The sequence below is a fragment of the Allobosea sp. P5_A5 genome (assembly GCF_056400625.1).
In genome coordinates this window covers 187,842-213,622 of the sequence record NZ_JBFUKY010000003.1, presented here as the reverse complement: position 1 = coordinate 213,622, position 25,781 = coordinate 187,842, and the positions used below count along the sequence as shown (strand labels likewise).

Sequence of the window (25,781 nt, the reverse complement as noted above, 5' to 3'; positions counted from 1 at the left end):
GGCCTCCGCACACGGCGGCTATCGGCCGACAACGCCTGCGGATCGGTCAGGCGCCGCTCCATCCGTTGTACGGCCAGCTGATCCGGGCTACCTCATGAGCATGGTCCGCTGCGCTGTCCTGCTGGCATTCCTGATCATCGGCTGCGGCGGCCCGATTGCGGCGGCCGAGCCGATCCTCGCCCAAATGAGCGGTGTCTGGGTCGGCGACCAGATGACGATCACGCTCGATGGCGAGCGCATGCAGGCCAATCTCGATAAGGAGCTGCCGTTCCAGCGCGAGCCGCTGATCCTGAAGAATATCGCCGGCTCGATGGTCGTCTTCGAGATCGGCAAGCGGCGCTTCATCGGGCTTTTCAAACCGGATGAACTCAGTCTTACGGGCGATGGTCTGGCCGGGTCAGTGACTTTGCGGCGCCTCACCATCGCGGCCCGAACCCGCTGACGATCGCACAGATTCAGTCGGCGGCCGGCGCGCGGGCCGCGAGTTCGAGAAAAACGACGACGCAGGCGAGCCAGACAATCCCGAGATAGATTAGCATGACCGATCGGTTCCTCTCTCGGCGCTCAGATGAACGACGTCATCGCGCCTAGCGCGTCGAGAGCCGCCACTAGATGGACGCCGCCGAGCAGCGCGACGGCCTGAGCCGTGGGCTGCCGCGGTCGCTCGGCAGCGCCGAAGATCGGGCGGGGAGCGGGTTCGTCGGCAGCCTTCATTGCCGGGCGCCGCCTTTGTCCCATGGCGAGCGCAGCGAGAGCGAGGCAGCCGGCCGCGAAGATCAGGAACAGCGCCAACGGAGCCCAGATCGGCGCAAAAACGAGGATCCATGACAGCGACGCGCCGGTCGCTTTGGCCGCAATCAAGACGGCCGTGAGCGCGAAAGCGCCGATTCCGATACGCATGCCCGTCGTTCGCTCCCTTGGCGGCTCTGCGGCCAGCCTTATCGTCGATTCGATAGAGCCCGTCCTTTAGCGCGCCGTTCGATGATATACAACTTTGACGTGTAATACTTTCGACTTGAGGTTGCGTATGTAGAGCGGCCGTAACAGCCTGTCGCGCTCTCCGAGATTTTGATCACGGCAGAGGGGCCCGAGCAGGTTGCCAGAAACTGCGACGCTCGCCAGATTCCCGTGATGAACGAGCCCCGCTCCGCAACGCCAGCGCTTTCGCCGGCGCCCGGCAATCCCGAGATCGCCCTGGCGCTCGGCGCAGGGGGCGCGCGGGGGCTGAGCCAGATCGTCGTGCTGGAGGCCCTGGACGAGCTTGGGATCAAGCCGACCCTGATCGCCGGCTGTTCCATCGGCGCGATCATCGGGGCGGCCTATGCCGCCGGAATTCCCGGTGCGGCCTTGCGCGAGCATGTCCAGTCCAGCTTCAGGGACCGCGCGCGGGTCGTTTCGCGGCTGCTGGAGGCGCGTGTCGGGAGGCTCGCCGATCTGGTGCGCGGACTGGGCAATCCCGTGCTGATGGACGGCGAAAGGCTGCTCGATCTGTTCTGGCCCGATGCGGTGCCCGACCGCTTCGAGGATCTCGCCATTCCCTTCTCGGCCACGGCGGCCGATTACCACCGGCATGTCGAGGTCACCCTGTCGCAGGGTCCGCTGACGCCGGCGGTCGCCGCCTCGCTCGCCATCCCGGGCCTCGTCAGGCCGGTCTCGCTTGGCGGTCAGGTTCTGATCGACGGCGGGGCGATCAACCCCCTGCCCTATGAGGCGTTGCTCGCGCCCGGCCGGATCGTGCTCGCCGTCGACGCGAGCGCGCCGCCCTCCGACGCGGCGGACGCGCGCGTGCCCGGCGCTGTCGAGGCGATTGTCGGAGCGTCGCAAATCCTGACACGCTCGCTCGTGCAGCGCATGGTGGCCCGGCAACCGCCCGACATCCTGATCCGCCATGCGCTGGAGGGCATCGGCGGGCTCGATTTCTTCAAGGCGCAGGCGATCCTGACCGCATCGGAGCCGTTGAAGGACGAGGTCAAGCGGGCTCTGGAACGCGCTCTTTCCGCGACCTGCTGAGGGACGGCTCGGGCGTGTCACACCGAAAGCCCGGTAACGCCGACGACAGCGCCGCAAATCCTTCGTCGGTCAAGGTCACGGCCCGGCTGTCCTTGCGACGGAGCGTCCAGCACTGCTCGAAGCAGCGGCAGGCCAGAGCCGCGGCGAGGTGCCCGGCAAGATGCGGCCGTCGCTCGCTCCAATCGAGACAGGGGCGCAGGGCGGCTCGGCCCGCCTTGCCCGGCGCCTCAGGATCGACGCCGAGTGCGGCGAAGACCCTCTTGCCGGTGTCGTTCAGCACATAACCGCCCGGACCGGCGCCGAGATGGCCGCCGGCCATCAGCGCATCGTGAATGCCGATACCCAGCCGTCCGGCAAAATGGTCGTAGCAGGTGCGGGCATGCGCCAGCTCGACGCCGACGCGCTGAGGCAGGCGACGCCCGCAATCTGTGCGCCCCGCCAGCACCATCAGGCCTTCCAGCGCCGCCGCGACTTCGGGCCCCTTCAACCGGTAGTAACGGTGCCGGCCCTGGCTCGCGACCTCGAGCAATCCGCCCTGCACCAGCTTGCCGAGATGCCCGCTCGCCGTCTGCGGAGCGACCCCGGCAAGCCAGGCAAGCTCCTTGGCCGTCAAGGCACGTCCGTCCATCAACGCATGCAGCATGTTGGCCCGCGCCGGGTCGCCCATGAGATGGGCGATCTCGGCGAGATAGGGACCGGCATAGGGAAGGGGCGTGCTCATCAGGCGATGATGCGCCGATCGCGCTTCGCAAGAAAGCCGGAACGCTACGGTGCTCGCCGTAGCATCGGCCCGCGACAGCGACGGTCTGTGCTGCCAGAACCGGGAGATGGACAACACGACCCTGCTTATCTTCATCACCGCGACCTTCGTTCTCGCCGGCTTCGTCAAGGGCGTGATCGGGCTCGGCCTGCCGACGATCGCTGTCGGCATCCTCGGCATCACGATGGCGCCTGCACAGGCGGCCGCGCTGCTCGTCATTCCCAACCTCGTCACCAATGGCTGGCAGATCGCGACCGGACCCAGCTTGTGGCCGATCATCCGGCGGCTTTGGCCGATGCTGGCGACGATCTGCCTGGGCACCTGGGCGGGCGCGGGGCTGCTGCAGCAAAGCAAGGGCGGCACCGCGACGCTCTGGCTGGGCATTGCGCTTATCGTCTACGCGCTGGTCGGGCTGAAGGCGGCGAAACTCCGCGTGCCGGCCCATCTGGAGCGTTGGCTCGGGCCGCTCATCGGCTTTACCACCGGGATGGCAACGGCCGCGACAGGGGTCTTCGTGCTGCCGGCCGTGCCCTATCTCCAGGCGCTCGGCTTCGACAAGGACGAGCTCGTCCAGGCGCTCGGCATCTCCTTCATCGTCTCGACGCTGGCGCTGTCGTTCGGGCTCATCGGGACAGGCGCGCTCGACCTCACTGTCGCTTGGCAATCGGGGGTGGCCCTGTTGCCGGCGGTTGCGGGAATGGCGGCGGGCCAATTCGTTCGTCAACGCATTTCGCCGGCGGCCTTCCGGCTTTGCTTCTTTGCCGGGCTTCTTCTGCTGGGTGTCTATCTGTGCTGGCGCAGCCTGGGCTGACGGCGCGCATCTTGCTTGATCCAATGAGAGGCCCAGCCGGCCGTTAACGCTCCGCTAACCATGCCGGCGCAGCCTCGAGCAGGCAGAAACTGGGAGCCTCGCCGGATGGACGCTTTCACCATGGTCATCGTCGCCTGCATCTCGGGCGAGCCGCATTGTTCGACATCGCGCGTCAACGAGGCGGAGTTCACCACCGCGCAAGCTTGCGAGGCGCGGATCGACGGCGTGACCCGGGGCATGACGCTCGACTTGGGGAAGCAGGGCTTCAGGGGCCGCGAGGTCACCTATGACGTCTCCTGCCTGAACCGCACCCAGCTCGCGCAGAAACTCGGCGTCGTCAGCTCCGACACCTAATCCTCAGCGCCGCGCGCGGAAGAAGTCCTTCAGCAGCGCGGACGCCTCGCTTTCGCGAAGGCCGCCATAGACTTCCGGGGCGTGGTGGCAGGTGGCGTGCTCGTAAAGCCTGATCCCGTTTTCGACCGCGCCGCCCTTGGGATCGGCGGCGGCGAAATAAAGCCGTCTGATCCGGGAGAACGAGATCGCCGCCGCGCACATCGGGCACGGCTCCAGCGTGACATAGAGGTCGCAGTCGATCAGCCGCTCGCTGCCGACGACCTCGCAGGCCAGGCGCAACGCCAGCATCTCGGCATGGGCGGTCGGGTCCTTCAGCTCCAGCGTGCGGTTGCCGGCAGCAGCCAGGACGACGCCCTCTCGCATCACGACGGCGCCCACCGGCACCTCGCCCCGCGCTGCCGCAGCCTTTGCCGCATCGAAGGCGAGCGACATGGCGTCGATGAGAGGGGACGGTTGCGGCATCGAAAATCCTGCTTTGGAACTCGCAGCCTGACGGGGCCTCTGCTACAAGCGCCGACGATAGCGCATAATCGAGCCTGGCCGTCCCCGCAAAGCGGATGTGCTCGGCAGGCTCAGGAGCCACCATGAAAGACGATAACAACAGCACAGGCCGCGGGCCCCGCAAGGGCGGCGGCAGCGGCAGCCGTGGCGGCCAAGGTTCGGGTGGCCAAGGTTCGGGCGGCAAGAGCTTCGGAGGCAAGACCTTCGGCGCCAAGAGCTTCGGCGGCAATCGTCCGGGCGGCGGCGCGGAAGGCCGCAGCTTCGGTGCCAAGCGCCCGGGTGGCTCCGGCGAAGGCCGCAGCGCCCCGCCCCGCGACGGCGGCGAACGCCGGGATACGCGCGAAGGCGCTGAGCGTCGCCCGTTCGGCGGCAAGTCCGACAGCGCAGAGCGCCCCGCGCGCCGCTTCGACAGGCCCGCGGGCGATGGCGCGCCTCGCACGCGTCGTCCCGATGGCGAACGTCCCGCCCGCACCGAGGGTGGGCCCCGCCCCTTCCGCGCACGCAGCGGCGAGGATCGCCCGCCCGGCGACGATCGCGGCAGCGAACGGAGCTTCCGCCCGCGTGTAGAAAGCGGGGATCGCACTGAGCGGCCTGCGCGCAGCGGCTTCGGTGGCGCTCCGCGCCGCAGCGAAGGCGAAGGCGAAAGGCGCTTCGAGCGGCCCAGAGCCCCGCGCGGAGATTTTGCCGATCGTGGTCCAAGGCCCGATCGTGGTGCAAGGCCGGAACGTGGTCCAAGGCCGGAGCGTAGCGAGCGGCCTCGCGAGGAGACGCCCGTCGAAAGCAAGCTGATCGTCGCGCAGGAGCCCGAGCGCATTGCCAAGGTGATGGCGCGAGCCGGCGTCGCGTCGCGTCGCGACAGCGAGGCGATGATCGCGGAAGGCCGCGTCAAGGTGAACGGGCAGGTGCTGGAAAGCCCGGCCTATGACGTCAAGCCGACCGACGCGGTGCTGGTCGATGACGAGCCGCTGCCGGCGCGCGAGCGCACGCGGCTGTGGCTGTTTCACAAGCCGCGTGGCTTCGTCACCACCAATTTCGACCCCGAGGGCCGCCCCACCGTCTTCGACACGCTGCCGGAAGATCTGCCGCGCGTGCTCACCATCGGCCGCCTCGACATCAATACCGAAGGGCTGCTGCTGCTGACCAATGATGGCGGCCTGGCGCGCGTGCTGGAGCTGCCGGAGACCGGCTGGCTCAGGCGCTACCGCGTGCGCGCCTTCGGCGAAGTGACGCAGGACGTGCTCGACACGGTCAAGGACGGCGTCACGATCGAGGATGTGCATTACGGGCCGGTGGTCGCGCGCTTCGAGCGGCAGCAGGGCTTCAACACCTGGCTGACGGTCGATCTGCGCGAAGGCAAGAACCGCGAGGTCAAGACCGTGCTCGAGCATCTCGGGCTGACGGTGAATCGCCTGATCCGCATCTCCTTCGGCCCGTTCCAGCTCGGCGACCTGCCGGAAGGCGAGGTCGAGGAAATCCGTTCGCGCGTCTTACAGGACCAGCTCGGCAACGAGCTTTCGGCCAAGGCCGGCGCCGATTTCGAGACACCCCGCCGCGACATGCTGCCGACCGCGCCACGCCCGGCCCCGGCGGGCGACGAGCGGCCACGCCGCCGCTCGGCCGATCCCTCGCGGATGGACGAAGCGCCCGCGCAGCGGCCGCGTGGCGACAAACCCTGGACGCGTGGTGTCTGGCGCGACGAGGCCTCCGAGACGGATCGGGTGCGCAAGCCGCCGCGCCGGGGTGCCGACCCCAAGCTCGAGCGCGATACCCGGGAGGCCAGCGGCGAGGTCGCGCGCAAGCGCGACAAGGCCATTGCCGATCCCAAGGGGCGGCGCGTTCTGGTCGAGCGCGTCAGCAGTGCTCGACGCGACGAAACCGCAGCCGAGCCGGAAGGCCGGCGCCGGCCGGACCGCAAGCCGCGCAACGAGCGCGGCAGCGAAGCGCGCCCGCCGCGCGCCTTCGAGCGCAGTACCGGCGGTGACAGGCCGGTGCGGCGCCCCCGCGAGGACATGGCCGGACGCGACCGAGCCGACGAGCGTCCCTGGCAGGATCGCGCCCCGCAGGGCGACCGCCCCGAGCGGGCTCCGCGCGGAAGACCTTCGCAAGATGGGGCCGAGCGCCCGGCCCGTCGCTTCACCGAACGTCCGGCCGGCGATAGCCCACGCGGCCGCAGCTTCAGCGACAGACCGGCCGGCAGATCATTCGGCGACAGACCCTCCGGGGCCCGCTCTTCCGAGCGACCGGCCGGCGGCGGGCGTCCCTTCGGCGGGAAGCCTGGCGGTGGCGGCGGGCGGCCCGGCGGGGGTCGGCCTGGCGGCGGGCGTCCTGGCGGCGCTGGCCCACGCTCGGGCGGCCCGCGCGGCAAGCGCGACTAGAGCTTAGGCCATGCGGATCGTCGGTGGGCGATTGGGCGGCCGGCCTTTGGCCGGACCGAAACCGGGGATCGGCAGCATCCGACCGACCTCGGACCGCTTGCGCGAATCGCTCTTTAACGTGCTCTCCCATGCCTATGACGAGGTGTTGGAGGGCGCGCGCGTGCTCGATCTCTTCGCCGGCACGGGCGCGCTCGGCTTCGAGGCGCTTTCGCGCGGGGCCGGCTTTGCGCTCCTGGTCGACGACGGCACGGAGGCGCGCGGATTGATCCGCGAAAACCAGATGTCGCTCGGGCTCGCAGGCCTCAGCCGCATCTTCCGCCGCGACGCGACGAAGCTCGGGCCGATCAGCGGCTTGGCCCCATTCGGGCTGGTTTTCTGCGACCCGCCCTATCGGAAGGGGCTGGGCGAAAAGGCGCTGGTTTCGGCCCGCGAAGGCGGCTGGCTGGAAACGGGCGCGCTCGTCGTGCTGGAAGAGGCGGCCGATGCGGAGCTGACACTACCCGACGGCTTCGAGGAGATCGAGCGGCGCGCCTATGGCGAGACGCAGGTGGTGTTCCTTCGGGCGGCCTAGGAGCGACGAGCACCTCCGGACTTATCCCCGGCACCCGAAGCGCTCTCACTCGTCCAGCAAGGCGCCGGCAGCCACGAGGGGTTTCCCGTTCGGGTATCGACTCAAATGAAGAGACAAAATCTCACTACGCTGTCGCAGCATGAGCTTGTCCAATTGTTCGAGCGGCTCTGCATCGAGCAGTACGACGCCTTGGACGGTAATGAAATGCGGGCTTTAACCGACGCTTTGATCGTGTTCTCGCCATAGAAAATGAGCTGAAATCGAGGCCCGGCGATCAAAGGCGGATACTGATGACGCTGTTTGACCATCCGAACATGCAGGTTCGCCTGACGGCTGCCCGCGCCAATCTCGCCGTGGACTACATTGCCGCGCGTCGAGAGCTTCAGGCCATCGTCGACGACGAATGGTTTCCGCAAGCTGGTGACGCCGGAATGACACTCTGGAACATCGATCGCGGCTTCTACCGCTCGACCTGACTCACCCGCCCCGCCGCGCCTTCTCGATCGCCGCCACGTCGATCTTCTTCATCGTCATCATCGCGGTAAAGGCGCGTTTGGCTTCCTCGCCGCCGGCCGCCATCGCCTCGGTCAGGACGCGGGGGGTAATCTGCCAGTTGAGGCCCCATTTGTCCTTGCACCAGCCGCAAGCGCTTTCCTGGCCGCCATCGCCGACGATGGCGTTCCAGTAGCGGTCGGTCTCGGCCTGATCGTCCGTTGCGATCTGGAAGGAGAAGGCTTCGCTTTGCGTGAAGGCCGGCCCGCCATTGAGCCCGATGCAGGGAATGCCGGCGACGGTGAACTCGACCGTCAGGACATCGCCCGCCTTGCCGGAGGGAAAGTCGGTCGGAGCGCGAAAAACCCCGGTCACCCGGCTGTCGGGGAAGACCGAGGCGTAGAAGTTCGCGGCCTCCTCGGCGTCCTTGTCGTACCAGAGGCAGATCGTGTTTTTGGCTGCGGGCATCAGACTTCCTCCCGTTGCTGGATGAGCCGCGGCTCGCCGGTTCGATCCGAAAGCACGCCAGCGCCACACGCCTTGATCGGCAAACTCCTCAACGCAAATGTGGCGAAGCCGCTTCGATGAGGCAAGTGGCATCCGGTGGATGCCCGGCCGCGCCGGGGCAACGGTCAACGGCGCCCGAACAGCTTCTCGATATCGCCGAGCTTCAGTTCTACATAGGTCGGCCGGCCATGGTTGCATTGGCCCGAGTTGGGCGTGACCTCCATCTCGCGCAGCAGAGCGTCCATTTCCTCCGGCCGAAGGCGCCGGCCGGCGCGGACCGAGTTGTGGCAAGCCATGGTCGCCAGCACATGGTCGAGGCGTCTTTCCAGTGAATCTGCCAGCGAGCCGGTGGTGCCGTGCTCGGCCAGCGCGTCGGCGACGTCGCGAACGAGGCGCTGAAGATTGCCGCCTGCGAGCTGGCTGGGGGCCTCGCGCACCAGCACCGCGCCAGGCCCAAAGGGCTCCAGCAGAAGACCCAGGCTTTCGAGCTCAGCGCTCGCGGCATTCAGCCGATCGGCCTCGACGGGGTCGAGTTCCACCACTTCGGGCAGGAGCAGGGGCTGGCGGGCGATACCTGAGCGCGCGCGCTCGGCCTTGAGGCGTTCGTAGACCAGCCGCTCATGCGCGGCGTGCTGGTCGACGAGGACGATGCCCTCGCGGGTCTGGGCGACGATATAAGTCCCGTGAAGCTGGGCACGCGCCGCGCCAAGCGGCCGGTCGAGTGTGTCGCTCGAAGGTTCGGCGAGATGGGCGCGGGCGTCGGCCGAGGATGCGGCGAAATCGGAGAAGCCACCCTGCGTCGCTTGCTCCGCCGGCAGGTTGTCGGCGCCGGGCCATGGCTCGGCGGCCTCCCAGCCGGGCGCTGTTGGAAAGGCGGGGCGCGGGATCGTCGTGCCGGTGCCGCCCATCGCGAACACTGCGCGGAAGGCATCGAGCGTGCGCGCTCCGCCGGTTGTCGTGGCGCGATGGCCGGCGGCGGCGAGCGCGGCCTTCAGCCCGGAAACCACGAGCCCCCGGACCAGCGCCGGATCGCGGAAGCGCACCTCGCTCTTGGCGGGATGGACGTTGACGTCGACCGAGCGCGGCTCGCAAGCGACATCGAGGAAGAGCACCGGATGCCGGTCCGAGGGCAGGACATCGGCATAGGCGCCGCGCACGGCAGACAGCAGCAGCTTGTCACGCACCGGACGGCCATTGACGGCGAGGTGGACGCCGGCCGAGGTGCCGCGATGGAAGGTCGGCAGGCCGGCAAAGCCCGAAATGTGGAAAGCCTCGCGCTCGGCCTCGATGCGCAACGCGTTCTCCGGGAAATCGCGCCCCAGCGCGCGGCCGAGCCGACGCAGCAGGCCCTCCTCGCCCATCGGTTCAGCCGGCCAGTCGAACGCACCGGCATGCTCGCCCGACAGCGAAAAACGGATTTCGGGATGGGCGATGGCGAGGCGTCGCAGCATGTCGGCCACGGCCTGCGCCTCGGCCCGGTCGCTCTTCAGAAATTTGAGGCGGGCGGGCGTGAAGATGAACAGATCCGAGACCTCGATGCGCGTGCCGGGAGCTGCCGCCACCGGCCGCACGACGCCCTTTTCGCCGGCTTCTACGACGAGGCCAATGCCCTGCGCGGCATCGCGGCGGCGGCTCTCGATCGAAAGTCGCGAGACCGAGCCGATCGAAGGCAGCGCCTCGCCGCGAAAGCCCAGCGACTGAATCGCGAAGAGGTCGCCATCCGGCAATTTGGACGTGGCATGGCGCTCGACCGCGAGCACCAGGTCTTCCGGCGTCATGCCGGCGCCGTCATCGACCACGCGGATCAGCTCGCGCCCACCGCCCGCGATCGTGACGGCGATCGTCTGCGCGCCGGCGTCGATCGCGTTCTCGACCAGCTCCTTCACGGCCGCAGCCGGCCGCTCGATCACCTCGCCGGCGGCGATGCGGTCGACGAGGATAGGATCGAGGCGGCGGACGGTCATGGTGTTCTAGGATCGAACCGACAGCACTCTGGCGTCATTCTCGGGCGAAGCGAAGCGTAGACCCGAGAATCTCTTGCCGAAAAAGGCACCCGAGCCTTCGCGTCATGAGATGCTCGAGTCAATCCCGAGTATGACGTCCACGAGGCAACGAGGCCGCTCAACTGCGCCCTTCCGCCAGGTACTGCTTGGCGAGCAGCTTGGCCTCCTCTACCGCCGGCTGGTCGAAGGGATCGACGCCCATCGCATAGCCGGTGAGGATCGTTTCCAGCATGAAGTGCATCAGCACCTCGCCATGGCTGGTCTCGTCGATATGCTCGACATGGAAGCGGCGCACGGCGCAGCCATTCTTGGCGAAGGTGTCGATCATGGCGATGCCTTGGGCCGCCACCATGTCACCAATGGTCTTGCCGGCGAAGTCGCCCTGCCCGATCTTTTCGGCAAGCTTGGCGTCGATCTGCGGGCCCTTGCCCTTCACGCCGGTGGTGAGCACGGTGAAGAAGCGGTCCTTCGGTCCGGCGAGATAAAGCTGCTGCTGCGAATGCTGATCGACCGGCCCGAGCGCACCGACAGGCTGCGTGCCCTTGCCGTCCTTGCCGAGGCTTTCGGCCCAGAGCTGCATCCACCAGCGATTGAGCAGCGCGAGCTTGTCCGCGTAGGGCATCAGAACCGCAATGTTCTTGCCGGAGCGCATCGCGGCGATGTGCAGCGCGGCACCGAGCGCAGCCGGCGTCTCGCGCACGTCCTTGCCGGCGAACAGCGGCGCCACGGCGCGACCGGCGCCTTGGCGCAGCGCGTCGATATCAAGGCCGAGCACGGCGGCCGGCAGCAGGCCGCAATTGGTCAGGACGGAATAGCGCCCGCCGACATCGGTGTGATGCTCGAGGAACGGCACGCCATAAGGCTCGAGCAGCGCGCGCAGCGGATGGAGCTTGCCGGGTTTGGCCGGCTCCGACAGGCCCTGAAAATGCTCGCCGATGGCGGTGTCGTCGATATGAGCACCGCGCAGGGCCTCGATCGCGGCGATCGACTGCAGCAGGGTCTCGCCGGTGCCGCCCGACTTGGAGATCGCGACGAATTTCGTCGTCTTCAGCGGCAGCTTCGTCAGCAGCGCGGCATAGGTCGCGGGGTCGAGGTTGTCGATGAAGTGGACGCGGGTGCCGGACATGAACTGCGACAGGCCCGCGATGCCGTAGCCCTTGAGCTGCGCCAGCGTCTGGCCGCCGAGGCTGGAGCCGCCGGTGCCGAGCACGAGTACGTCGGTGGCGCCGCCGCTCTTCAGGCGCTCGGCCGCAGCCTTGACCGGCCCGAGGTCATGGGTGTCGCTCGGCAGCTTCAGCAGCGGCAGCGAGCCGTCCTTGGCCTGCCCTTGGAGCTTTGCCAGAGCGGGCTTCAGATCCTCCAGAGCCTTGTCGAAGGTAGCGTCCGGAATGCCGCCCTTGCCGACCTTGGATTCGAGCGCGAGATCGAAGCTTTGCTGAAGCATGGCACCATCCATAGCGAAGAAAGAAGTTCGTTCAGACCAATCCGACCGGCTTGCCGACGGCCTGGACCAGCAGGTCCGGGTTGCCGAAAAGACGGGCCGCGACGCGTCGCACATCGGCGAGCGTGACGGCTGCGAAGCGCTTGTTGCGCTCGCCGAGGAAGGCCGGCGTATCGCCGCGCAACGCCAGATTGAGCAGTTCGCCCGCGATCTTCGGCGAGGTGTCGAAGCGCAGCGGGTAGGAGCCGACGATATAGCGCTTGGCCTCTTCGACCTCGTGTTCGCTTGGGCCGTCCGCAGCGAGCTTGGCCATCTCCTCGCGGATCACCTGGAGCGATTCCGCCGCGCGGTCGTTGCGGGTCGCCGTGCCGCCGACGACCATCGCCGCTTCGCGCAGTGGCATCAGGCTGGAGGAGACGCCATAGGCAAGCCCACGCTTTTCGCGGACTTCCATGAAGAGGCGCGAGGTGAAGGCCGAGCCGCCGAGGATGTGGTTCAGCACATTCGCGGCGATGTAATCCGGATCGTCCCAGAGGAGCCCCGGCCCGACGAAGCGGAGAACGGTCTGGGGCACATCGAGCTCGATCACATGGGTCTGGCCGAGGCCGTGGATCGGCAGCGGGCTCGTGGGAAGCGGGCGCGGGTCGCCTTTCGGCAAGGCACCGAAGAGAGCATCGAGCCGGCCGGCGAGTTCGTCTGCGCCGATATCGCCGACGACGACGATCTTGAGGCCTGCGCGATCGAGCAGGACCGGCGCGACGGCGCGAAGCGACGCCGCTTCGAGCCGCGACACGCTGTCGACATCACCTTTTTCCGGGCGCCCATAGGCATGGCCGGGAAAGGCCGTCGCATAAAGCGCGTTGCGGCACATGGTTTCGGGGTTTTTAGCCTGCCGCTGCAAGCCGGCAATGATCTGCGCCTTGACGCGCTGCACGGCGTCAGCGTCGAAACGCGGTTTGTTCAGCGCCAGGCCCAGCAGCTCGAAAGCCGTGTCGCGATGGCTGGACAGGGTCTGGAGATAGCCGTGGAACTCGTCGCGCCGGGCGTCGAAGCCGATATGGATGGCGTGATCGGCCATCTTGCCCTGAAAAGCCTCGGCATCGAGATCACCCGCGCCTTCGTCGAGCAGGCCCGAGACGAGGTAAGCGCTGCCGGCCGCGCCGAGCGGATCGCGCGAGGCGCCGCCGTCGAAGGCAAAGTCGATCGCGATCAGCGGCAGGCTGCGCTCTTCGACCAGCCAGGCTTCGATGCCGCCGGGCGAACGGACGGTCTGGACATCGAGGGCCGGCCCCTGCGTGTTAAGCGGCGGGACGGGCAGCGGTGCGTTGAGATTCGCAGTCATGGCGTATCCTGTCGGCGGCGTTGGAGCCCCGCCTGTTCGATCTGGGCGCGGCGGGTCAGGCCGGCAGGAGCAATCCGGTGACGCTGCGGTCAGGCTTGAGGTAGCGGCGCGCCGCCTCCATCACCGCCTCGCGCGACACGGCCTCGATACGCTGCGGCCAAGCCAGCACGTCCGCGACGGTTTCACCCACGGCGAGCGACGAGCCGAAAATACGCGCCAGCGAGGACTGGTTGTCACGGGCGAACACCGTCTCGGCGACAAGGCGCGTGCGGGCGCGGGCCATTTCCAGTTCGGTGGGGCCCTCTGCGAGGAAGGTCGCGAGAGTAGCGTCCAGCCCGGCTTCCATCGTCGCCATCTCGACGCCGGGACGCGGGCTTGCAGAAATCTGGAGCGCGGCGCGATCGACCATCGAGCCCATGAAATAGGCGTTGGCGCCTGCCGCCAGCTCCTGCTCGACACAGAGCTTGCGGTAAAGCCGCGAGGTGGTGCCCCCGCCCAGGATTTCCGCGACGAGCTCCAGAGCGAAGACCTCGTCGCGGTCGCCGCTGGTGTAGGTCGGCGTCAGCCAGCCGCGCCGCAGCGAAGGCTGCTGGACGCGCTCGTCGTTGAGCTGGACGCGGCGCGAGGCCCGCGGTTCCGGCTCGATCGGCCGGCTGCGGACGGGTGCCGCCCCGCGAGCCGCGATCTTGCCATAGGTCTCCTCGGCAAGATGCCGCACCTCGGCCGCATCGGTGTCGCCTGCTACCACCAGGATGGCGTTTTCGGGGGTGTAGAAGCGCTGGTAATAGGCGAAGGCATCGTCACGGTTCAGGCGCTCGATCTCGTGCTCCCAACCGATGATCGGCGTGCCGTAAGGATGGTGGAAGAACAGGGCCGAGGAAAACTCCTCGCCAAGCTGGGCTGCGGGATCGGAATCGACGCGCATGCGCCGCTCTTCCAGCACCACGTCGCGCTCCGGCCCGACCACGCTTTCGTCGAAGGACAGGCCGGTCATCCGATCGGCCTCGTAATCCATCATCGCGCGCAGGTGCTCTTTCGGCACGCGCTGGAAATAGGCGGTGTAGTCGAAGGAGGTGAAAGCGTTCTCCTGCCCGCCATAACCCGCGACGATCTTGGAGAACTCTCCGGCCGGCCAACGCTCCGTGCCCTTGAACATCAGATGCTCGAGGAAATGCGCGATGCCCGACTTGGCCGCCGGATCGTCGGCAGAGCCGTTCCGGTACCAGACCATATGCGTGACGACGGGTGCGCGCCTGTCGCTGACCACCACGACATCGAGGCCGTTGGCGAGGCGGAAGGATTCGACGGGCTCGGCCAGACCAGGCTGGCGCGCATGCATGTTCACCGGGCGATGTCTCCGCAGGGACAAAAAGGGGCGGGCACGATGCGCCCGCCCCTGGTCGACAACTTGGTCAGCTCACGGCGTTTCGGCAAGGGCCGAACCGCGCTTGCGACGATTACTGCTGCATCACCGGGCCTTGGCCGGTCGCGAATTCGCGAACGCCGACAGCCTGCTTGTCTTCGACGGGGCCGCCCTTGCCCGGGCCGATCGCGGCCGTCGCGGCGGGGCGACGATAGCCTGTCGGCGGCTCGGTGAGGAGCTTGCGCTGCGGCTCGGAGCCATAGGTCAGCGTCTCTTCCTCCGCCTGGAGGTTGCGACGCGCCGCGAGTTCCTTGCCCTGGCGGATCGGCGCGAGCACCGTGTTGTAGTTGCTTTGCTCCTCATAACCGTTCGGCGCCGCGTTCAGCGTGCGGCCACGGCGAAGCTCTTCCTGCGAGAGCACCGGATTATTGCGCGACTTCTCCGCCGCGGCGGCATAGCTCGCGGCCCTGTCTTCCCGCCGGCGCTCGATGTCCTGATCCTTCGGCCAGGCGGCGTTGCGGCTGCTGGCCGATTGCTGCGGGGCCGGCAGGGCCGAGTTCGGCGGCACGACCAGAGGCGCGCGGGCGCGGTAGTCGATATCGTCACCGGATTTGCCGCCGAAGGTGCCTTCGAACAGGTTCTTGAACAGCATGCCTTCCTGAGCAAACGCAGGCTGAGCCGCGAGAACAAGCCCGCCGGCAAGCAGCAGATGCGTCACGCGGATGCGTTGCGCCATGTCAAATCTCCCTTTGGACGATTGATGCCGTCCTTCAACCACGCACGGGCGGCGAAAGGATGGCAAAACCGTCTTCACGCTGGCTTTTCCCCAGCTGGTCGGAAGGACTCATACAGCAGACCCACTACGCCGACAACGATCGCGACATCGGCGATGTTGAAGATGTACCAGCTGAAATTGCCCCAGTGCAGATGGACGAAGTCGACGACCGCGCCATACCAGGCCCGATCAAGCCCGTTGCCGAGCGCGCCGCCGATGATCAGCGCGAGGGCGAAAACGGTGAAGCGGCTGTCGGTTCGCCACATCCAGCGCCAGAGCCAGATCGCCGCGATGAACGAGACGATCACCAGGAGCCAGCGACCGATATCCGTGCCCTGCTGGAACAGCCCATAGGAAATGCCGCGATTCCAGGCGAGCACGATCGTCAGGAAAGGCGCCACGTCGAAGGGGCCGTTTTCGGCAAGACCCGCCCCGTGGAGAAGCCAGAGCTTCAGCGCCTGGTCGGCGACGAAGACGATCAGGACCGTGGCGAGGCCGAGGCGGCGGGCCGGGCTCATTTGGGATGAACTCCCAGTTCCTGCAGGGCCTTGGCGTCACGCGGGGTGACGGCCGGATAGCCGGGGGCGGCGGTCGCGGGGTCGAAATACTTCCAGGAGCGGGCGCATTTCACGCCGTCCGCGCGATGCGGCACCACCGCGACACCGGGTACGTCAGCCAGACGGAAAGCGTCTGCCGGCCCCTCCCCGCCTTCGACGCGAATGCCGGAGGTGATGGCGATTTCCGCCAGATCGACGCCCGACAGCGCGGCGCGCAGATCGGGGTCGTCGATGAAGACCTGCGGGGACGCTTCGAGCGAGGAACCCAGCCGCTTGGCGGCGCGCTCCAGCTCCAGTGCGCCGGTGACGACGCGGCGGACCTTGCGGATTTTGGCCCAGCGCTCGGCCAGCTCGGCGTCGAGCCAGTCGGCCGGGGCCTGCGCGAACAGCTCCAGATGGACCGAGCCGTCGGCCGTTTTCGTGGCGGGATAGCGCTCCAGCCAGGCTTCCTCGGCGGTGAAGACCAGGATCGGCGCGAGCCAGGTCGTCAGGCAGCGGAAGAGATGGTCGACGACCGTCAGCGCGCTGCGGCGGACATGGCTCGACTGCGGATCGCAATAAAGCGCGTCCTTGCGCACGTCGAAATAGAAGGCCGAAAGCTCGGTGTTCATGAACTGCGAGAGCAGGGTCACGACCTTCTTGTAGTCGTAGGTGCGATAGGCCTCCTCGACCTGCGGCCCGAGTTCCGCCAGCCGGTGCAGCATCAGCCGCTCCAGTTCCGGCATCGTCTGCATATCCGCGACGCGGTGCTCCTCGCTGAAATGGGCGAGCGTGCCGAGCATCCAGCGCAGGGTGTTGCGCAGCTTGCGATAGGTCTCGACGAAGGTCTTCAGGATTTCCTTGCCGATGCGCAGATCGTCGGAATAATCCGCGGCGGCGACCCAGAGGCGCAGGATGTCGGCGCCGGAATCCTTGATGATGTCCTGCGGGGCGGTGACGTTGCCCTTCGATTTCGACATCTTCTCGCCCTTCTCGTCCAGGCAGAAGCCATGGGTGAGGACGATGTCGTAGGGCGCCCGGCCGCGCGTGCCGCAGCTTTCGAGCAGGCTCGAATGGAACCAGCCGCGATGCTGGTCGGAGCCTTCCAGATACATCACCCGGTCCTTGCCTCCGTCGATGATGCGGCGGGTGGCGAGGTCAGGGCGCTTTTCCAGCGTGAAGGCGTGGGTCGAGCCAGAATCGAACCAGACATCGAGCACGTCGGTGACCCGCTCGTATTTCGCGGGATCATAACCGAAGGGCTTGAGGAAACGGGCGCCGTCCGTATCGGTGAACCAGGCGTCGGCGCCTTCCGCCTCGAAGGCGTCCGCGATGGCGGCATTGACCTTGGCGTCGACCATGATCGCCTTGGTTTCCTTTTCGACGAAGACCGTGATCGGCACGCCCCAGGCGCGCTGGCGCGAGACCACCCAATCGGGGCGGTTGGCGATCATGCCGTTGATGCGGTTCTCGCCCGCGGCCGGCACCCACTGCGTCTCCTTGATCGAGCGGAGCGCGCGGTTGCGCAGCGTGTCGGTGTTACCACTGGGTGTCGGCGCCGGTGCGGACACATCTGGCGCGCCGGCCTCGCCGATCGGCTTGTCCATGGCGATGAACCATTGCGGCGTATTGCGGAAGATGACCGGCTTCTTCGAGCGCCACGAATGCGGGTACTGGTGCTTCAGACGGCCGCGCGCGACGAGGTTGCCGGCCTCGACCAGCGCCTTGATGACGACCTCGTTGGCGTTGCCCTTCTCACCCTTCTCGGTGATGACCTGCGCGCCCTCGAAGCCCGGCGCTTCCTTGGTGAAGCGGCCATCGGCATCGACGGTGTAGGGGATGCGGGTCTCGATGCCGCGCTCGGCGAGCTGGCGGCCATTCGCCATCCAGATGTCAAAGTCCTCGCGGCCATGGCCGGGCGCGGTGTGGACGAAGCCTGTGCCGGCATCGTCGGTGACATGGTCACCGTCGAGGAGGGGAACATCGAAGTCGTAGCCGTGGCCACGCAGGGGATGGGCGGCGGTCAGGCCGGCCAGTTCGGAGGCCTCGACATCGCGTACAAGCTCGAACGCCTCGACCTTGGCAGCCTTGAAGACGCTTTCGGCGAGGTTCTTGGCGAGCAGATAGGTCGCTCCGGTTTTGGCCCAGTTCGTCTCCGGCGCGGCGGTGACCTTGTAGAGGCCGTAGGCGATGCGGTTCGAGAAGGAGATCGCTCGGTTACCCGGCATCGTCCACGGCGTCGTCGTCCAGATGACGACGGAAGGACCCTGTCCGTCATGCTCGGGCTTGTCCCGAGCATCCACGTCTTGACCACCGCCCTCGCCGAAGGAAGGCGTGGATGGCCGGGACAAGCCCGACCATGACGACGGCGGATTCAGCACCGGAAACGCCACGAACACCGTGTCGCTGACATGCTCCTCGTACTCGACCTCCGCCTCGGCCAGCGCGGTCTTCTCGACGACCGACCACATCACTGGCTTCGAGCCGCGATAGAGCTGGCCCGTTTCGGCGAACTTCATGATCTCGCGGGCGATCTGCGCCTCGGCCGGGTAGGCCATGGTGAGGTAGGGATCGTCCCAGTCGCCCTCGACGCCGAGGCGCTTGAATTCGGCGCGCTGAACATCGACCCAATGCTCGGCGAACGAGCGGCACTCCTTGCGGAATTCGACGACTGGAACGTCGTCCTTGTTCAGGCCCTTGGCGCGGTACTGCTCCTCGATCTTCCACTCTATCGGCAAGCCGTGGCAGTCCCAGCCCGGTACGTAGTTGGAATCCTGGCCAAGCATCTGCTGCGAGCGGGTGACGAGATCCTTGAGGACCTTGTTCAGCGCGTGGCCGATATGGATGTTGCCGTTGGCGTAGGGCGGGCCGTCATGCAGCACGAATTTGTCGCGGCCCTGCCCGGCTTGGCGCAGCTTGCGATAGAGGTCGATCCTCGCCCAGCGCGCCAGCAGTTCGGGCTCGCGCGTGGGAAGGCCGGCGCGCATCGGGAATTCGGTCTGGGGCAGGAACAGGGTCTGGGAATAGTCGAAGCCCTGTGCGGCCTCGGTCGCCTGCGGGGCTTGGGTCTTGGTCTTGTCGGTCATATCCGGCTCGGACAATCGGGATGGCGGGCCGCATAAGCCTCAGCACATCCTCGCAAGGGAACGGAAAAGCGGTGTCGAACCCGGACTGCGCAGGCGCCCGCGCCTTAGCGCGAGGCGGCAGCCGGGCCCGTAATTCGCCGGAAACAATCGATGAGCAAGGCGCGGGCAGCGGGCATGAGGGGCTTCTAGCAGGCGCCGTTCACGGAAGGAAGGACGGCGTGACTGCCAGGATCGCGCGCGCCCGGGCGCTGTCGGCGTCCATCTGGACGATCAGCGCATCCAGCGAGTCGAACTTGGCCTCGCCCCTCAGCCACTCGACGAAGGCGACATCGACCTGGCTGCCATAGAGATCGCCCGAGAAATCGAAGACGAAGGTTTCAAGCCGCGGCGCCCCGTCGTCGAAGGTCGGCCGGCGGCCGAAGCTTGCAACGCCGTCATGCCAGACATCGTCGATCTTCATGCGCACGGCGTAGATCCCGAACCGCAGCCGGCAGTCCCGGGAGAGGTTCATGTTGGCGGTCGGATAGCCGAGGTCCCGCCCGCGCTTGTCGCCATGGGCGACGACGCCCCGCACGAACCAGGGACGGCCCAGGAAGGTGGCAGCGCGCGTCACATCGCCCGCTTCTAGTGCCGTGCGGATCAGCGTCGAGGACACCGGCTCTCCCTGCCAGGAGTAGGGCGGCACGACGATGACGGGAACACCGGCGCGCTGTCCGTGCGCCTGCAACATTTCCGGCGAGCCGGTCCGGCCCTTGCCGAAATGGAAATCGTAGCCGCAGACGAGACCGGTCGCACCAAGCTTTTCGAGCAGGATGTCATCGATGAACCGCTCGGCACCGATCGCGGCGGTATCGAGATCGAACGGCATTACGAAGGTGCGCACAAGGCCGACCCCACCCAGCAGTTCGGCTTTCAGCTGCGGCGGCGTCAACCGGAACACCGGTTCCTGCGGACGAAACAGGCTGCGCGGGTGCGGCTCGAACGTGAACGCGGCGGCCCTCTTGCCACGCTCGGTCGCCAACCGGCCGGCGGCCCGGCCGAGTGCGGCATGGCCGCGATGGACGCCGTCGAAATTGCCCAGCGCCAGAACCGCACCACGCAACGCTTCGGGCACGGGTTTTGCGAGATCGAGAACGAAGGCGGTCGGCTGTTGGCCGGAATCCGCCTCGGCTGGGGCAGTCATCGGTCGGAAACATCCTGCGGCGGGCATCCCGGGCCACGGAGCCCGGATCATCCGCCGTGTTTGCGGGGAAGGCCGGTAAGCGTCAAGCGTCGCGGTGCTCGACACCCCTGGCTGGCGGCATCGCGACCCAGGCTTCGCCCTCCAGCACGGACTTGCCGTCGACCAGGCATTCGCAGAAGAAGCGCGCCCGGCGCCGGTCCGCGATGAGTTCGACCACTTCGACGCGCGCTGTCACGACATCGCCGATCTTGACCGGCGCAAGGAAGGTCAGGGTCTGCGAAAGATAGACCGCGCCGGGACCCGGCAGGCGCGTGCCGAGCAACGCCGAAACAAGGCTCGCGGTCAGCATGCCATGGGCGATGCGCTGGCCGAATTTGGTCCCCGCGGCATAGCTTTCGTCGAGATGGATCGGATTGGCATCACCCGACAGTTCGGCGAACAGCGCGATATCGCGCTCCATGACGGTGCGCATCAGGCTTTCGCTTTGTCCCAAACGCAGATCCTCGAAGGCATGGATGGTGAAAGCGCCCATGGGCGACGGCTGAACGGTCATCATGCTGGCATGGCGGTGGTGCCGCCCTTGCTGGGAGGTATCGGACCTTCAACGTCTCGCAGGTGCAACAAGAGAGCAATGCGACTTTGGTGCAGCGCATCATCGATGCACCCGTAAGTCGAGGATCGGATTAACGGCTTTGCAACGGGCAGAGGCTATCAACACCGGACGCACAGCCACCGGGCTAACGGTGGCACGGCGTCGCTTGTCGACGCCGCAACCGCCGTGTCCCGGAGCATCGCAATGGGTCTCGACCCCACAATGCCGATCCTGGTCGTCGACGACTACCAGACGATGATCCGCATCATCCGCAACCTGCTGCGGCAACTCGGCTTCGAGAATGTCGACGACGCGTCCGACGGCTCGTCGGCCATCGAAAAGATGCGCGACAAGCGCTACGGGCTCGTCATCTCCGACTGGAACATGGAGCCGATGAGCGGCATCGAGCTGCTTCAGCGCGTCCGCGACGAGCACAAGCTGGCCGAGACGCCTTTCATCATGGTGACGGCCGAATCCAAGACCGAAAATGTGATCGCGGCGAAGAAGGCCGGCGTCAGCAACTACATCGTCAAGCCGTTCAACGCGCAGACGCTGAAGACCAAGATCGAGGCGGTCTGCGCCGGCTGAGCCGCCCGGATCTCACCAGACGAGATGCGGCAAGGCGTGGTCCGGCCGGTGCGTCTGGCGGTGGAACCAGCCGTGACGGTCCTCCCATGAGGCCTCCACCAGATCCTGTGCGTGGATTCCCGCCATCACCATGACTCCGGTGATGCCGAATTCCGAAGCGCCCGCGATGTCGGTGCGGATCGCATCGCCGATGGCGCAGATGCGGTTCTTCGGGATCGGAGCTCCCCGCTTGCCCTCGGCCATGGCAAGCGCGGTCTCATAGATCGGCCGATGCGGCTTGCCGGCATAGATCGCCTTGCCGCCGATCTCCTCATAGGCGAGCGCGACCGAGCCCGCGCACGGCACGATATGTCCACCGCGCTCGACGACGAGATCGGGATTGGCGCAGATCAGCTCGAGCCCGCGTGCCGCAAAACCCTGCAGCAGATCAGCATAGGTCTCCGGCGTATCGGCTTCGTCATCGAACAAGCCGGTGCAGAGCACATAGGACGCGTCCGCCGCGCTGACCTCCGGCGCATCGAGCCCGGCCGTCAGCGGCAGGTCGCGGTCGGGGCCGAGCCGGAACATCGGCTGGCCGGCGCGGGCTCCGATCAGCAGACGACAGACATCGCCCGAGGTGACGATCGCGTCCCAGGCCGAGCGAGGCACGTCGAAGCCGTCGAGCTGGCGGGCGATCAGATCGGCCGGTCTCGGCGCGTTCGTCATCAGCACGACGCTGGTGCCGCGCTGCCTCATCCGCACCAAGGCATCGACGGCCCCGGGAAACGCGGCGACGCCATTATGCACCACACCCCAGACATCGCAGAAACAGAGATCGAAACGGTCGGCGATCTCCGAAAAGCCCGCGAGCGCTAGAGTTTGGCCTGAAGCCGGCATCGGCATGATCCTGATCTGACTGAAGCGGTGCAGCCGCGTTCCAGCTCTAGACAGGAACCGTGCCGGGCGGAACCCGCCTTGTGCGTCCGGCCCTACCGGGCGGCTTGCTCAGGCTGTCGCGCGCCGCAGCACGGACCGGAACGGCACCCGCTGGGGCTTCGCGGGCTCGACCGGGATGGGTGCGGGCAAAGGCGGATATCCCAGGATCTCTGCGGAGCGCTGCATCTCGGCGGAGCGCAGCGTCTCGGCCGGCTGCGGTTGGGCCGGTTCAGGCTGGGCCGGTTGCTCCGGTTCGGCGAAGACATCCGGCTTGACGGGGCGAGGCGGCGAAAAGGCGGTGCCCTGCCCCATGCCGATGCCGAGTTCGATCATGTCGGCCGCTGCCGGATTGTCCTCGACGGCTTCGGCCACGAGCGCGACAGAGGCACGACTCAGCAGCGCGGCGAGATCGCCGACGTCGATGTCGCTGTGCAGACGTCCCTCGACATGCGCCTGCAACAGGCTTGCGGAGATCTTCACGAAGCGAATGCCACGGTCATGCAATGCCTGGGGATCGAAGCGGAGATCGCCGACGTCGTCGAGCGCGAACCGCACGCGGTTGGCCGACATGGCCCCGAGCAGGCCGAGGCTGGTGGGGTGAAGCGCGCGGAAGATCGTCTGCGGCACCTCCACCACAAGGTGCCCGGCATGGTCGCGATATTTGTCGAGAATGCGGGCGAGCGTCGCAAGCGCCCGGGCCGATTCCCAGGTCGAGGCGCTGAAATTGCAGGAGACGAAGATGTTGCCGGCCTTGGCGCCGAGATGGCGCGCGATCGCCAGCGCGCGGGTCAGGACGAGCGCATCGAGCGTCGGCCCGAAGCCGCGCTCCTCGACGGTGCGCATGAATTCATGCGGCATCAGCAAGGTGTTCTCGTCGAGCCGCAGGCGCGGCAAGGCCTCGTAGCCGAGCGTGCGCCGCTGCGGCAGCGAGACCATCGGCTGGAGATGCACCTCGAGGCGCCCTTCGCTGAGCGCGGCGCTGATGACCGCGGCGCGCTCGGCCTCGGCCTGTTCGTCTGCCGCCTTGGTCGCGGCGGCGCGCTCGGCGGCCAGTTTCTCGGCCCGTTCGCGGCGCTGCGCCTCGGGATCCAGCACCACCTCGGGCGCATTTGCCGGGATGGGCAGCACCAGCGCCGGCTGCGCCGTGTTGCGTGCCAGCTTCTCGTCGTGATCGGCCAAGGTCGTGGCGACCTGATGAATCAGGTCGCCGAGCAGCCCGACCTCGGCTGTGAGTTCGTTGATCGCGGCCCGGGCGGGCGCGGCGTCGACATCGCGCATCGGCATCTGCTCGACGCGCTGCGACACCGAATCGATCCGGATGGCGTTCGTCGCGAGCCTGACCTTCACCTCGCCGAGCCCGGCGAACAGCAGTTCGCGTTGCGTCGCCATCCTCGCCTCATAACCCCGCAGGCTCGCCGCAAGCCCGGCGCCCGCGAGCACGAGCCCCAGCGCGGCGCCCAGCGAGCTCGGCACGAGTATCGTGAGGACGGCGCCGGCCGCAACGCCGGTCACCGCGCCGGCGAGGGGATGCAGGGCTTTCAGGCGGACACGGGCCAAGGGAGCGCTCTCGCGTCGGAGTTGGGGGGACGAGACGAATCAGGCCAGTGGCATGCAGGATAGCGCTCCCAGCGGCAACAGGCGAGCCGGCGCTCTCGCAGCACCACGCTCGACCGGCAGTGGCTTCTCAACGCCAGCTGGGATGCAGCGATGCGCCACCCATCTCGACATCATTCGAAGCCGAGGTCTCCCATAAGGCGCTTTGCGACGTCCATGCCAAAACCCTTGCGAGCCATGTAGGCGTGCGGGTCGCTGCCAAAAATCGGCACCTGCTCGGCAAGCTGTCGGAGCAGCTCCTGCCGGTGCGGCAGATCGCCGTCGCGCCCCGCCTGCAGCGCCCTCGCCAGCAGACCGAGCGGGCTGGCATCCGCCGCCAGGAACCCGAAATAAGTCTGTGCCTGGCCGGGGGAGCCCGCCAAATATGCGGCGAGGTAGGCATAGAAATCATACCATGAGGGCCGGCCAGGCGTCAGTTCGACGGCCCGCTTCAGGAGCGGCAAGGCTTCTTCCGCGCGATTAAGCCGAACATAGATCGCGCCGAGGTCGGCCATGACCATCGGGTCGTAGGGGTTGCGGTTCATGGCTTCGCGGCCCGCATTCACCGCGTCGTCGGTGGCACCGCGCAGGAAAAGGGCGTCCATGACGACCTGCTGCGCTCGCGCGGACGACGGAGCGAGGCGCTGCGCCGTGAGAGCCGTCGACAGGGCGCGATCGAGCAATGGCTTGGCGTCGACGACGCGGCCCGACATGTATTCCGACATGAGCAGGCCGGAGAGATGCGCCCACGCCGGATAGAAGCCCGGATCGCGGGCGACGATCCGCTCCAGACATTCGAGCGCGGCCTGATGGYGCTCGCGGGTCAAAAAACGCTGATAGTCGAACGCGTCGTAGATGCAGCCGCCGGCGGTGGAAGCCGGATTCTGCCGTCCCTCGGCATGGATGATGCCGAAGGGCTCCGCCAACCGCGTGGCGATGCGGCGCATCCGCTCGCTGATATCCTGATCGGTCAGGACATCATGTGTCGGACGTCGGCTAGACGAAGCCCATATGATCCGTCCATCCTTGACCGCGCGAAGGCGGCCGAATCCCTCGAGCGTGCCGTCGGCCGCCCGCAGGGTGGCCTCGAGCACATAATCCGCATCGTCGGGCACCGGCGCACCGGGAGGCGGGGCCTTGACCACGACGAGATCGTCGAAGCGGGTCATCACATCGATCAAAGCGCTGGTGGAGCGATGCAGGCGATCGGCGAGCGCGGGATCGCTCGGGAGTTGCGGCATCATGATCGCGATCGTCGGCAGGTCGGGCGCGGCGCGGTCCTGAGAGCCGGCTGGTCCGGCCATGCCCGGATAAACATACCAAAGCACGAGCGCCATCAAGGCGAAGGCCAGCGCCGCGACTCCTGTAAACGGCCACCGCGAGACGCCCCAGAACGGGATGGTCCGCGCCTTTTCAAGCACTGGCGGAGGAGGTCCCTCGTCCGGCTCGCCCGCGGGCGGGCGGGCGTTCAGGAAAAGCGGCACGTAGGCGCCGACGGGAACGGCGATCCGCAGCGGGTCCTCACGCCCCTCCCAGGCATAATATTGCGTCAAGGCCCGGCGCAGGCGCCCGGCCTCGACGCGAACGATCGGGTCGCTCTGCGGATCGAACTCCGGCGCCCGGCCCAGCGCCTCGACCGCGATGGTATATCCCTTGAGTTCGGACCGGCGCCCCTCGACCGTGCGCTCGACGACAAAGGTCAGGAATGCCGAGAGCTGCGGCGCGGCGCGAAAGATGTCCGACGCGAGTACCCTGCCGAGCGCCGCGCGGATCTCGGCGGCGGCCTCGTCATCGAGCCGCTCCATGCCGTCGGCGCTGTCTCCCATCGAATTCCGTCCGGTCCTCCGCCTCGGTTCTCGGACGGGTTATGTCACAGGCGCCGTCCGGCGTCCCGCCCCGTCATGCGACGAACATTGCCAGACCCCCTACGGCGCGCAGCCATGGCCTGCAACGCGGCGATTTACAGCACGTCTGCGCCTGCTA

General features: G+C 67.4%; 24 protein-coding genes. 8 read left to right on the top strand and 16 right to left on the bottom strand.

The window, feature by feature from the left end:
• The first annotated feature begins 94 nt into the window (after nucleotides 1–94).
• Complete coding sequence (locus tag AC1DR6_RS07845; RefSeq protein ID WP_476828638.1) at nucleotides 95–442, top strand: hypothetical protein; 348 nt, start codon at nucleotides 95–97, stop codon at nucleotides 440–442.
• Nucleotides 443–564: 122 nt separating this feature from the next.
• Here AC1DR6_RS07845 and AC1DR6_RS07840 read toward each other — a convergent pair whose 3' ends face one another.
• On the bottom strand, nucleotides 565–900 hold the full coding sequence (locus AC1DR6_RS07840) for a hypothetical protein (RefSeq protein WP_476828637.1): 336 nt from the start codon (nucleotides 898–900) through the stop codon (nucleotides 565–567).
• A gap of 231 nt (nucleotides 901–1,131) precedes the next feature.
• Between AC1DR6_RS07840 and AC1DR6_RS07835 the strand changes: the two genes are divergently transcribed.
• On the top strand, nucleotides 1,132–2,010 hold the full coding sequence (locus AC1DR6_RS07835; RefSeq protein ID WP_476828636.1) for a patatin-like phospholipase family protein: 879 nt from the start codon (nucleotides 1,132–1,134) through the stop codon (nucleotides 2,008–2,010).
• Here the strand turns inward: AC1DR6_RS07835 and AC1DR6_RS07830 are convergent.
• A complete protein-coding gene (locus AC1DR6_RS07830) occupies nucleotides 1,970–2,731 on the bottom strand; it encodes an ArsR/SmtB family transcription factor (protein ID WP_476828635.1) in 762 nt (253 codons plus the stop codon). The two genes, AC1DR6_RS07835 and AC1DR6_RS07830, sit on opposite strands and share 41 nt — an antisense overlap.
• Nucleotides 2,732–2,837: 106 nt before the next feature.
• Between AC1DR6_RS07830 and AC1DR6_RS07825 the strand changes: the two genes are divergently transcribed.
• Both AC1DR6_RS07825 and AC1DR6_RS07820 read left to right on the top strand, forming a co-directional pair.
• Nucleotides 2,838–3,581, top strand: a complete 744-nt coding sequence (locus AC1DR6_RS07825; protein ID WP_476828990.1) for a sulfite exporter TauE/SafE family protein — start codon at nucleotides 2,838–2,840, stop codon at nucleotides 3,579–3,581.
• Between the two features lie 105 nt (nucleotides 3,582–3,686).
• Entirely contained in the window at nucleotides 3,687–3,935 is a 249-nt protein-coding gene (locus AC1DR6_RS07820) for a hypothetical protein (protein WP_476828634.1), read from the top strand.
• 3 nt (nucleotides 3,936–3,938) lie between these two features.
• On the opposite strand, the gene AC1DR6_RS07815 is transcribed toward AC1DR6_RS07820, so the two are convergent.
• Nucleotides 3,939–4,397: a nucleoside deaminase gene (locus tag AC1DR6_RS07815; protein WP_476828633.1), complete on the bottom strand. Its 459-nt coding sequence runs from the start codon at nucleotides 4,395–4,397 to the stop codon at nucleotides 3,939–3,941.
• Between the two features lie 824 nt (nucleotides 4,398–5,221).
• On the opposite strand from AC1DR6_RS07815, the gene AC1DR6_RS07810 reads away from it, so the two are divergent.
• The 3 genes from AC1DR6_RS07810 to AC1DR6_RS07800 all read left to right on the top strand — a co-directional run bounded on the left by AC1DR6_RS07810 (nucleotide 5,222) and on the right by AC1DR6_RS07800 (nucleotide 7,858).
• Nucleotides 5,222–6,811: a pseudouridine synthase gene (locus AC1DR6_RS07810; RefSeq protein ID WP_476828989.1), complete on the top strand. Its 1,590-nt coding sequence runs from the start codon at nucleotides 5,222–5,224 to the stop codon at nucleotides 6,809–6,811.
• A 10-nt stretch (nucleotides 6,812–6,821) separates the two neighbouring features.
• A complete protein-coding gene (gene rsmD, locus AC1DR6_RS07805; RefSeq protein WP_476828632.1) occupies nucleotides 6,822–7,382 on the top strand; it encodes a 16S rRNA (guanine(966)-N(2))-methyltransferase RsmD in 561 nt (186 codons plus the stop codon).
• A 242-nt stretch (nucleotides 7,383–7,624) separates the two neighbouring features.
• A complete protein-coding gene (locus tag AC1DR6_RS07800; protein ID WP_476828988.1) occupies nucleotides 7,625–7,858 on the top strand; it encodes a DUF2019 domain-containing protein in 234 nt (77 codons plus the stop codon).
• Nucleotide 7,859: 1 nt separating this feature from the next.
• Here the strand turns inward: AC1DR6_RS07800 and AC1DR6_RS07795 are convergent, their stop codons facing one another.
• The 10 genes from AC1DR6_RS07795 to AC1DR6_RS07750 form a co-directional block, all read right to left on the bottom strand.
• Nucleotides 7,860–8,342 (bottom strand): VOC family protein, encoded by a 483-nt coding sequence (locus AC1DR6_RS07795; protein WP_476828631.1) that lies wholly within the window; start codon nucleotides 8,340–8,342, stop codon nucleotides 7,860–7,862.
• A 164-nt stretch (nucleotides 8,343–8,506) separates the two neighbouring features.
• On the bottom strand, nucleotides 8,507–10,345 hold the full coding sequence (gene mutL, locus AC1DR6_RS07790) for a DNA mismatch repair endonuclease MutL (protein ID WP_476828630.1): 1,839 nt from the start codon (nucleotides 10,343–10,345) through the stop codon (nucleotides 8,507–8,509).
• A gap of 157 nt (nucleotides 10,346–10,502) precedes the next feature.
• Nucleotides 10,503–11,828: a glucose-6-phosphate isomerase gene (locus AC1DR6_RS07785; RefSeq protein WP_476828629.1), complete on the bottom strand. Its 1,326-nt coding sequence runs from the start codon at nucleotides 11,826–11,828 to the stop codon at nucleotides 10,503–10,505.
• Nucleotides 11,829–11,859: 31 nt separating this feature from the next.
• Entirely contained in the window at nucleotides 11,860–13,167 is a 1,308-nt protein-coding gene (locus AC1DR6_RS07780; RefSeq protein ID WP_476828628.1) for a M16 family metallopeptidase, read from the bottom strand.
• A 55-nt stretch (nucleotides 13,168–13,222) separates the two neighbouring features.
• The gene (locus AC1DR6_RS07775; RefSeq protein ID WP_476828987.1) at nucleotides 13,223–14,506 is read right to left on the bottom strand and encodes a M16 family metallopeptidase; all 1,284 of its coding nucleotides are present in this window, start codon (nucleotides 14,504–14,506) and stop codon (nucleotides 13,223–13,225) included.
• Nucleotides 14,507–14,624: 118 nt separating this feature from the next.
• Complete coding sequence (locus AC1DR6_RS07770) at nucleotides 14,625–15,266, bottom strand: hypothetical protein (protein WP_476828627.1); 642 nt, start codon at nucleotides 15,264–15,266, stop codon at nucleotides 14,625–14,627.
• 74 nt (nucleotides 15,267–15,340) lie between these two features.
• On the bottom strand, nucleotides 15,341–15,823 hold the full coding sequence (gene lspA, locus AC1DR6_RS07765; protein WP_476828626.1) for a signal peptidase II: 483 nt from the start codon (nucleotides 15,821–15,823) through the stop codon (nucleotides 15,341–15,343).
• Nucleotides 15,820–18,927, bottom strand: a complete 3,108-nt coding sequence (ileS, locus tag AC1DR6_RS07760; RefSeq protein ID WP_476828625.1) for an isoleucine--tRNA ligase — start codon at nucleotides 18,925–18,927, stop codon at nucleotides 15,820–15,822. The genes lspA and ileS overlap by 4 nt, the downstream gene beginning before the upstream one ends.
• Before the next feature lie 199 nt (nucleotides 18,928–19,126).
• Complete coding sequence (locus tag AC1DR6_RS07755) at nucleotides 19,127–20,110, bottom strand: bifunctional riboflavin kinase/FAD synthetase (protein ID WP_476828624.1); 984 nt, start codon at nucleotides 20,108–20,110, stop codon at nucleotides 19,127–19,129.
• Between the two features lie 82 nt (nucleotides 20,111–20,192).
• A complete protein-coding gene (locus AC1DR6_RS07750) occupies nucleotides 20,193–20,642 on the bottom strand; it encodes a MaoC family dehydratase (RefSeq protein WP_476828623.1) in 450 nt (149 codons plus the stop codon).
• 264 nt (nucleotides 20,643–20,906) lie between these two features.
• Between AC1DR6_RS07750 and AC1DR6_RS07745 the strand changes: the two genes are divergently transcribed.
• Nucleotides 20,907–21,290 (top strand): response regulator, encoded by a 384-nt coding sequence (locus tag AC1DR6_RS07745; RefSeq protein ID WP_476828622.1) that lies wholly within the window; start codon nucleotides 20,907–20,909, stop codon nucleotides 21,288–21,290.
• Nucleotides 21,291–21,302: 12 nt separating this feature from the next.
• Here the strand turns inward: AC1DR6_RS07745 and AC1DR6_RS07740 are convergent, their stop codons facing one another.
• The 3 genes from AC1DR6_RS07740 to AC1DR6_RS07730 form a co-directional block, all read right to left on the bottom strand.
• A complete protein-coding gene (locus AC1DR6_RS07740; RefSeq protein ID WP_476828621.1) occupies nucleotides 21,303–22,166 on the bottom strand; it encodes a TIGR01459 family HAD-type hydrolase in 864 nt (287 codons plus the stop codon).
• A gap of 108 nt (nucleotides 22,167–22,274) precedes the next feature.
• Nucleotides 22,275–23,762, bottom strand: a complete 1,488-nt coding sequence (locus AC1DR6_RS07735) for an EAL domain-containing protein (protein ID WP_476828620.1) — start codon at nucleotides 23,760–23,762, stop codon at nucleotides 22,275–22,277.
• Between the two features lie 170 nt (nucleotides 23,763–23,932).
• Nucleotides 23,933–25,624: a tetratricopeptide repeat protein gene (locus AC1DR6_RS07730; protein WP_476828619.1), complete on the bottom strand. Its 1,692-nt coding sequence runs from the start codon at nucleotides 25,622–25,624 to the stop codon at nucleotides 23,933–23,935.
• Between the last annotated feature and the right edge of the window lie 157 nt (nucleotides 25,625–25,781).

Coding starts and splice junctions, on each gene's coding strand:
- AC1DR6_RS07780 (WP_476828628.1), bottom strand. CDS start 13,167: ATGACTGCGAATCTCAACGCACCGCTGCCCGTCCCGCCGCTTAACACG.
- mutL (WP_476828630.1), bottom strand. CDS start 10,345: ATGACCGTCCGCCGCCTCGATCCTATCCTCGTCGACCGCATCGCCGCC.
- AC1DR6_RS07770 (WP_476828627.1), bottom strand. CDS start 15,266: ATGGCGCAACGCATCCGCGTGACGCATCTGCTGCTTGCCGGCGGGCTT.
- AC1DR6_RS07840 (WP_476828637.1), bottom strand. CDS start 900: ATGCGTATCGGAATCGGCGCTTTCGCGCTCACGGCCGTCTTGATTGCG.
- AC1DR6_RS07825 (WP_476828990.1), top strand. CDS start 2,838: ATGGACAACACGACCCTGCTTATCTTCATCACCGCGACCTTCGTTCTC.
- ileS (WP_476828625.1), bottom strand. CDS start 18,927: ATGACCGACAAGACCAAGACCCAAGCCCCGCAGGCGACCGAGGCCGCA.
- lspA (WP_476828626.1), bottom strand. CDS start 15,823: ATGAGCCCGGCCCGCCGCCTCGGCCTCGCCACGGTCCTGATCGTCTTC.
- AC1DR6_RS07845 (WP_476828638.1), top strand. CDS start 95: ATGAGCATGGTCCGCTGCGCTGTCCTGCTGGCATTCCTGATCATCGGC.
- AC1DR6_RS07740 (WP_476828621.1), bottom strand. CDS start 22,166: ATGCCGGCTTCAGGCCAAACTCTAGCGCTCGCGGGCTTTTCGGAGATC.
- rsmD (WP_476828632.1), top strand. CDS start 6,822: ATGCGGATCGTCGGTGGGCGATTGGGCGGCCGGCCTTTGGCCGGACCG.
- AC1DR6_RS07820 (WP_476828634.1), top strand. CDS start 3,687: ATGGACGCTTTCACCATGGTCATCGTCGCCTGCATCTCGGGCGAGCCG.
- AC1DR6_RS07750 (WP_476828623.1), bottom strand. CDS start 20,642: ATGGGCGCTTTCACCATCCATGCCTTCGAGGATCTGCGTTTGGGACAA.
- AC1DR6_RS07835 (WP_476828636.1), top strand. CDS start 1,132: ATGAACGAGCCCCGCTCCGCAACGCCAGCGCTTTCGCCGGCGCCCGGC.
- AC1DR6_RS07755 (WP_476828624.1), bottom strand. CDS start 20,110: ATGACTGCCCCAGCCGAGGCGGATTCCGGCCAACAGCCGACCGCCTTC.
- AC1DR6_RS07815 (WP_476828633.1), bottom strand. CDS start 4,397: ATGCCGCAACCGTCCCCTCTCATCGACGCCATGTCGCTCGCCTTCGAT.
- AC1DR6_RS07785 (WP_476828629.1), bottom strand. CDS start 11,828: ATGCTTCAGCAAAGCTTCGATCTCGCGCTCGAATCCAAGGTCGGCAAG.
- AC1DR6_RS07745 (WP_476828622.1), top strand. CDS start 20,907: ATGGGTCTCGACCCCACAATGCCGATCCTGGTCGTCGACGACTACCAG.
- AC1DR6_RS07775 (WP_476828987.1), bottom strand. CDS start 14,506: ATGCATGCGCGCCAGCCTGGTCTGGCCGAGCCCGTCGAATCCTTCCGC.
- AC1DR6_RS07795 (WP_476828631.1), bottom strand. CDS start 8,342: ATGCCCGCAGCCAAAAACACGATCTGCCTCTGGTACGACAAGGACGCC.
- AC1DR6_RS07830 (WP_476828635.1), bottom strand. CDS start 2,731: ATGAGCACGCCCCTTCCCTATGCCGGTCCCTATCTCGCCGAGATCGCC.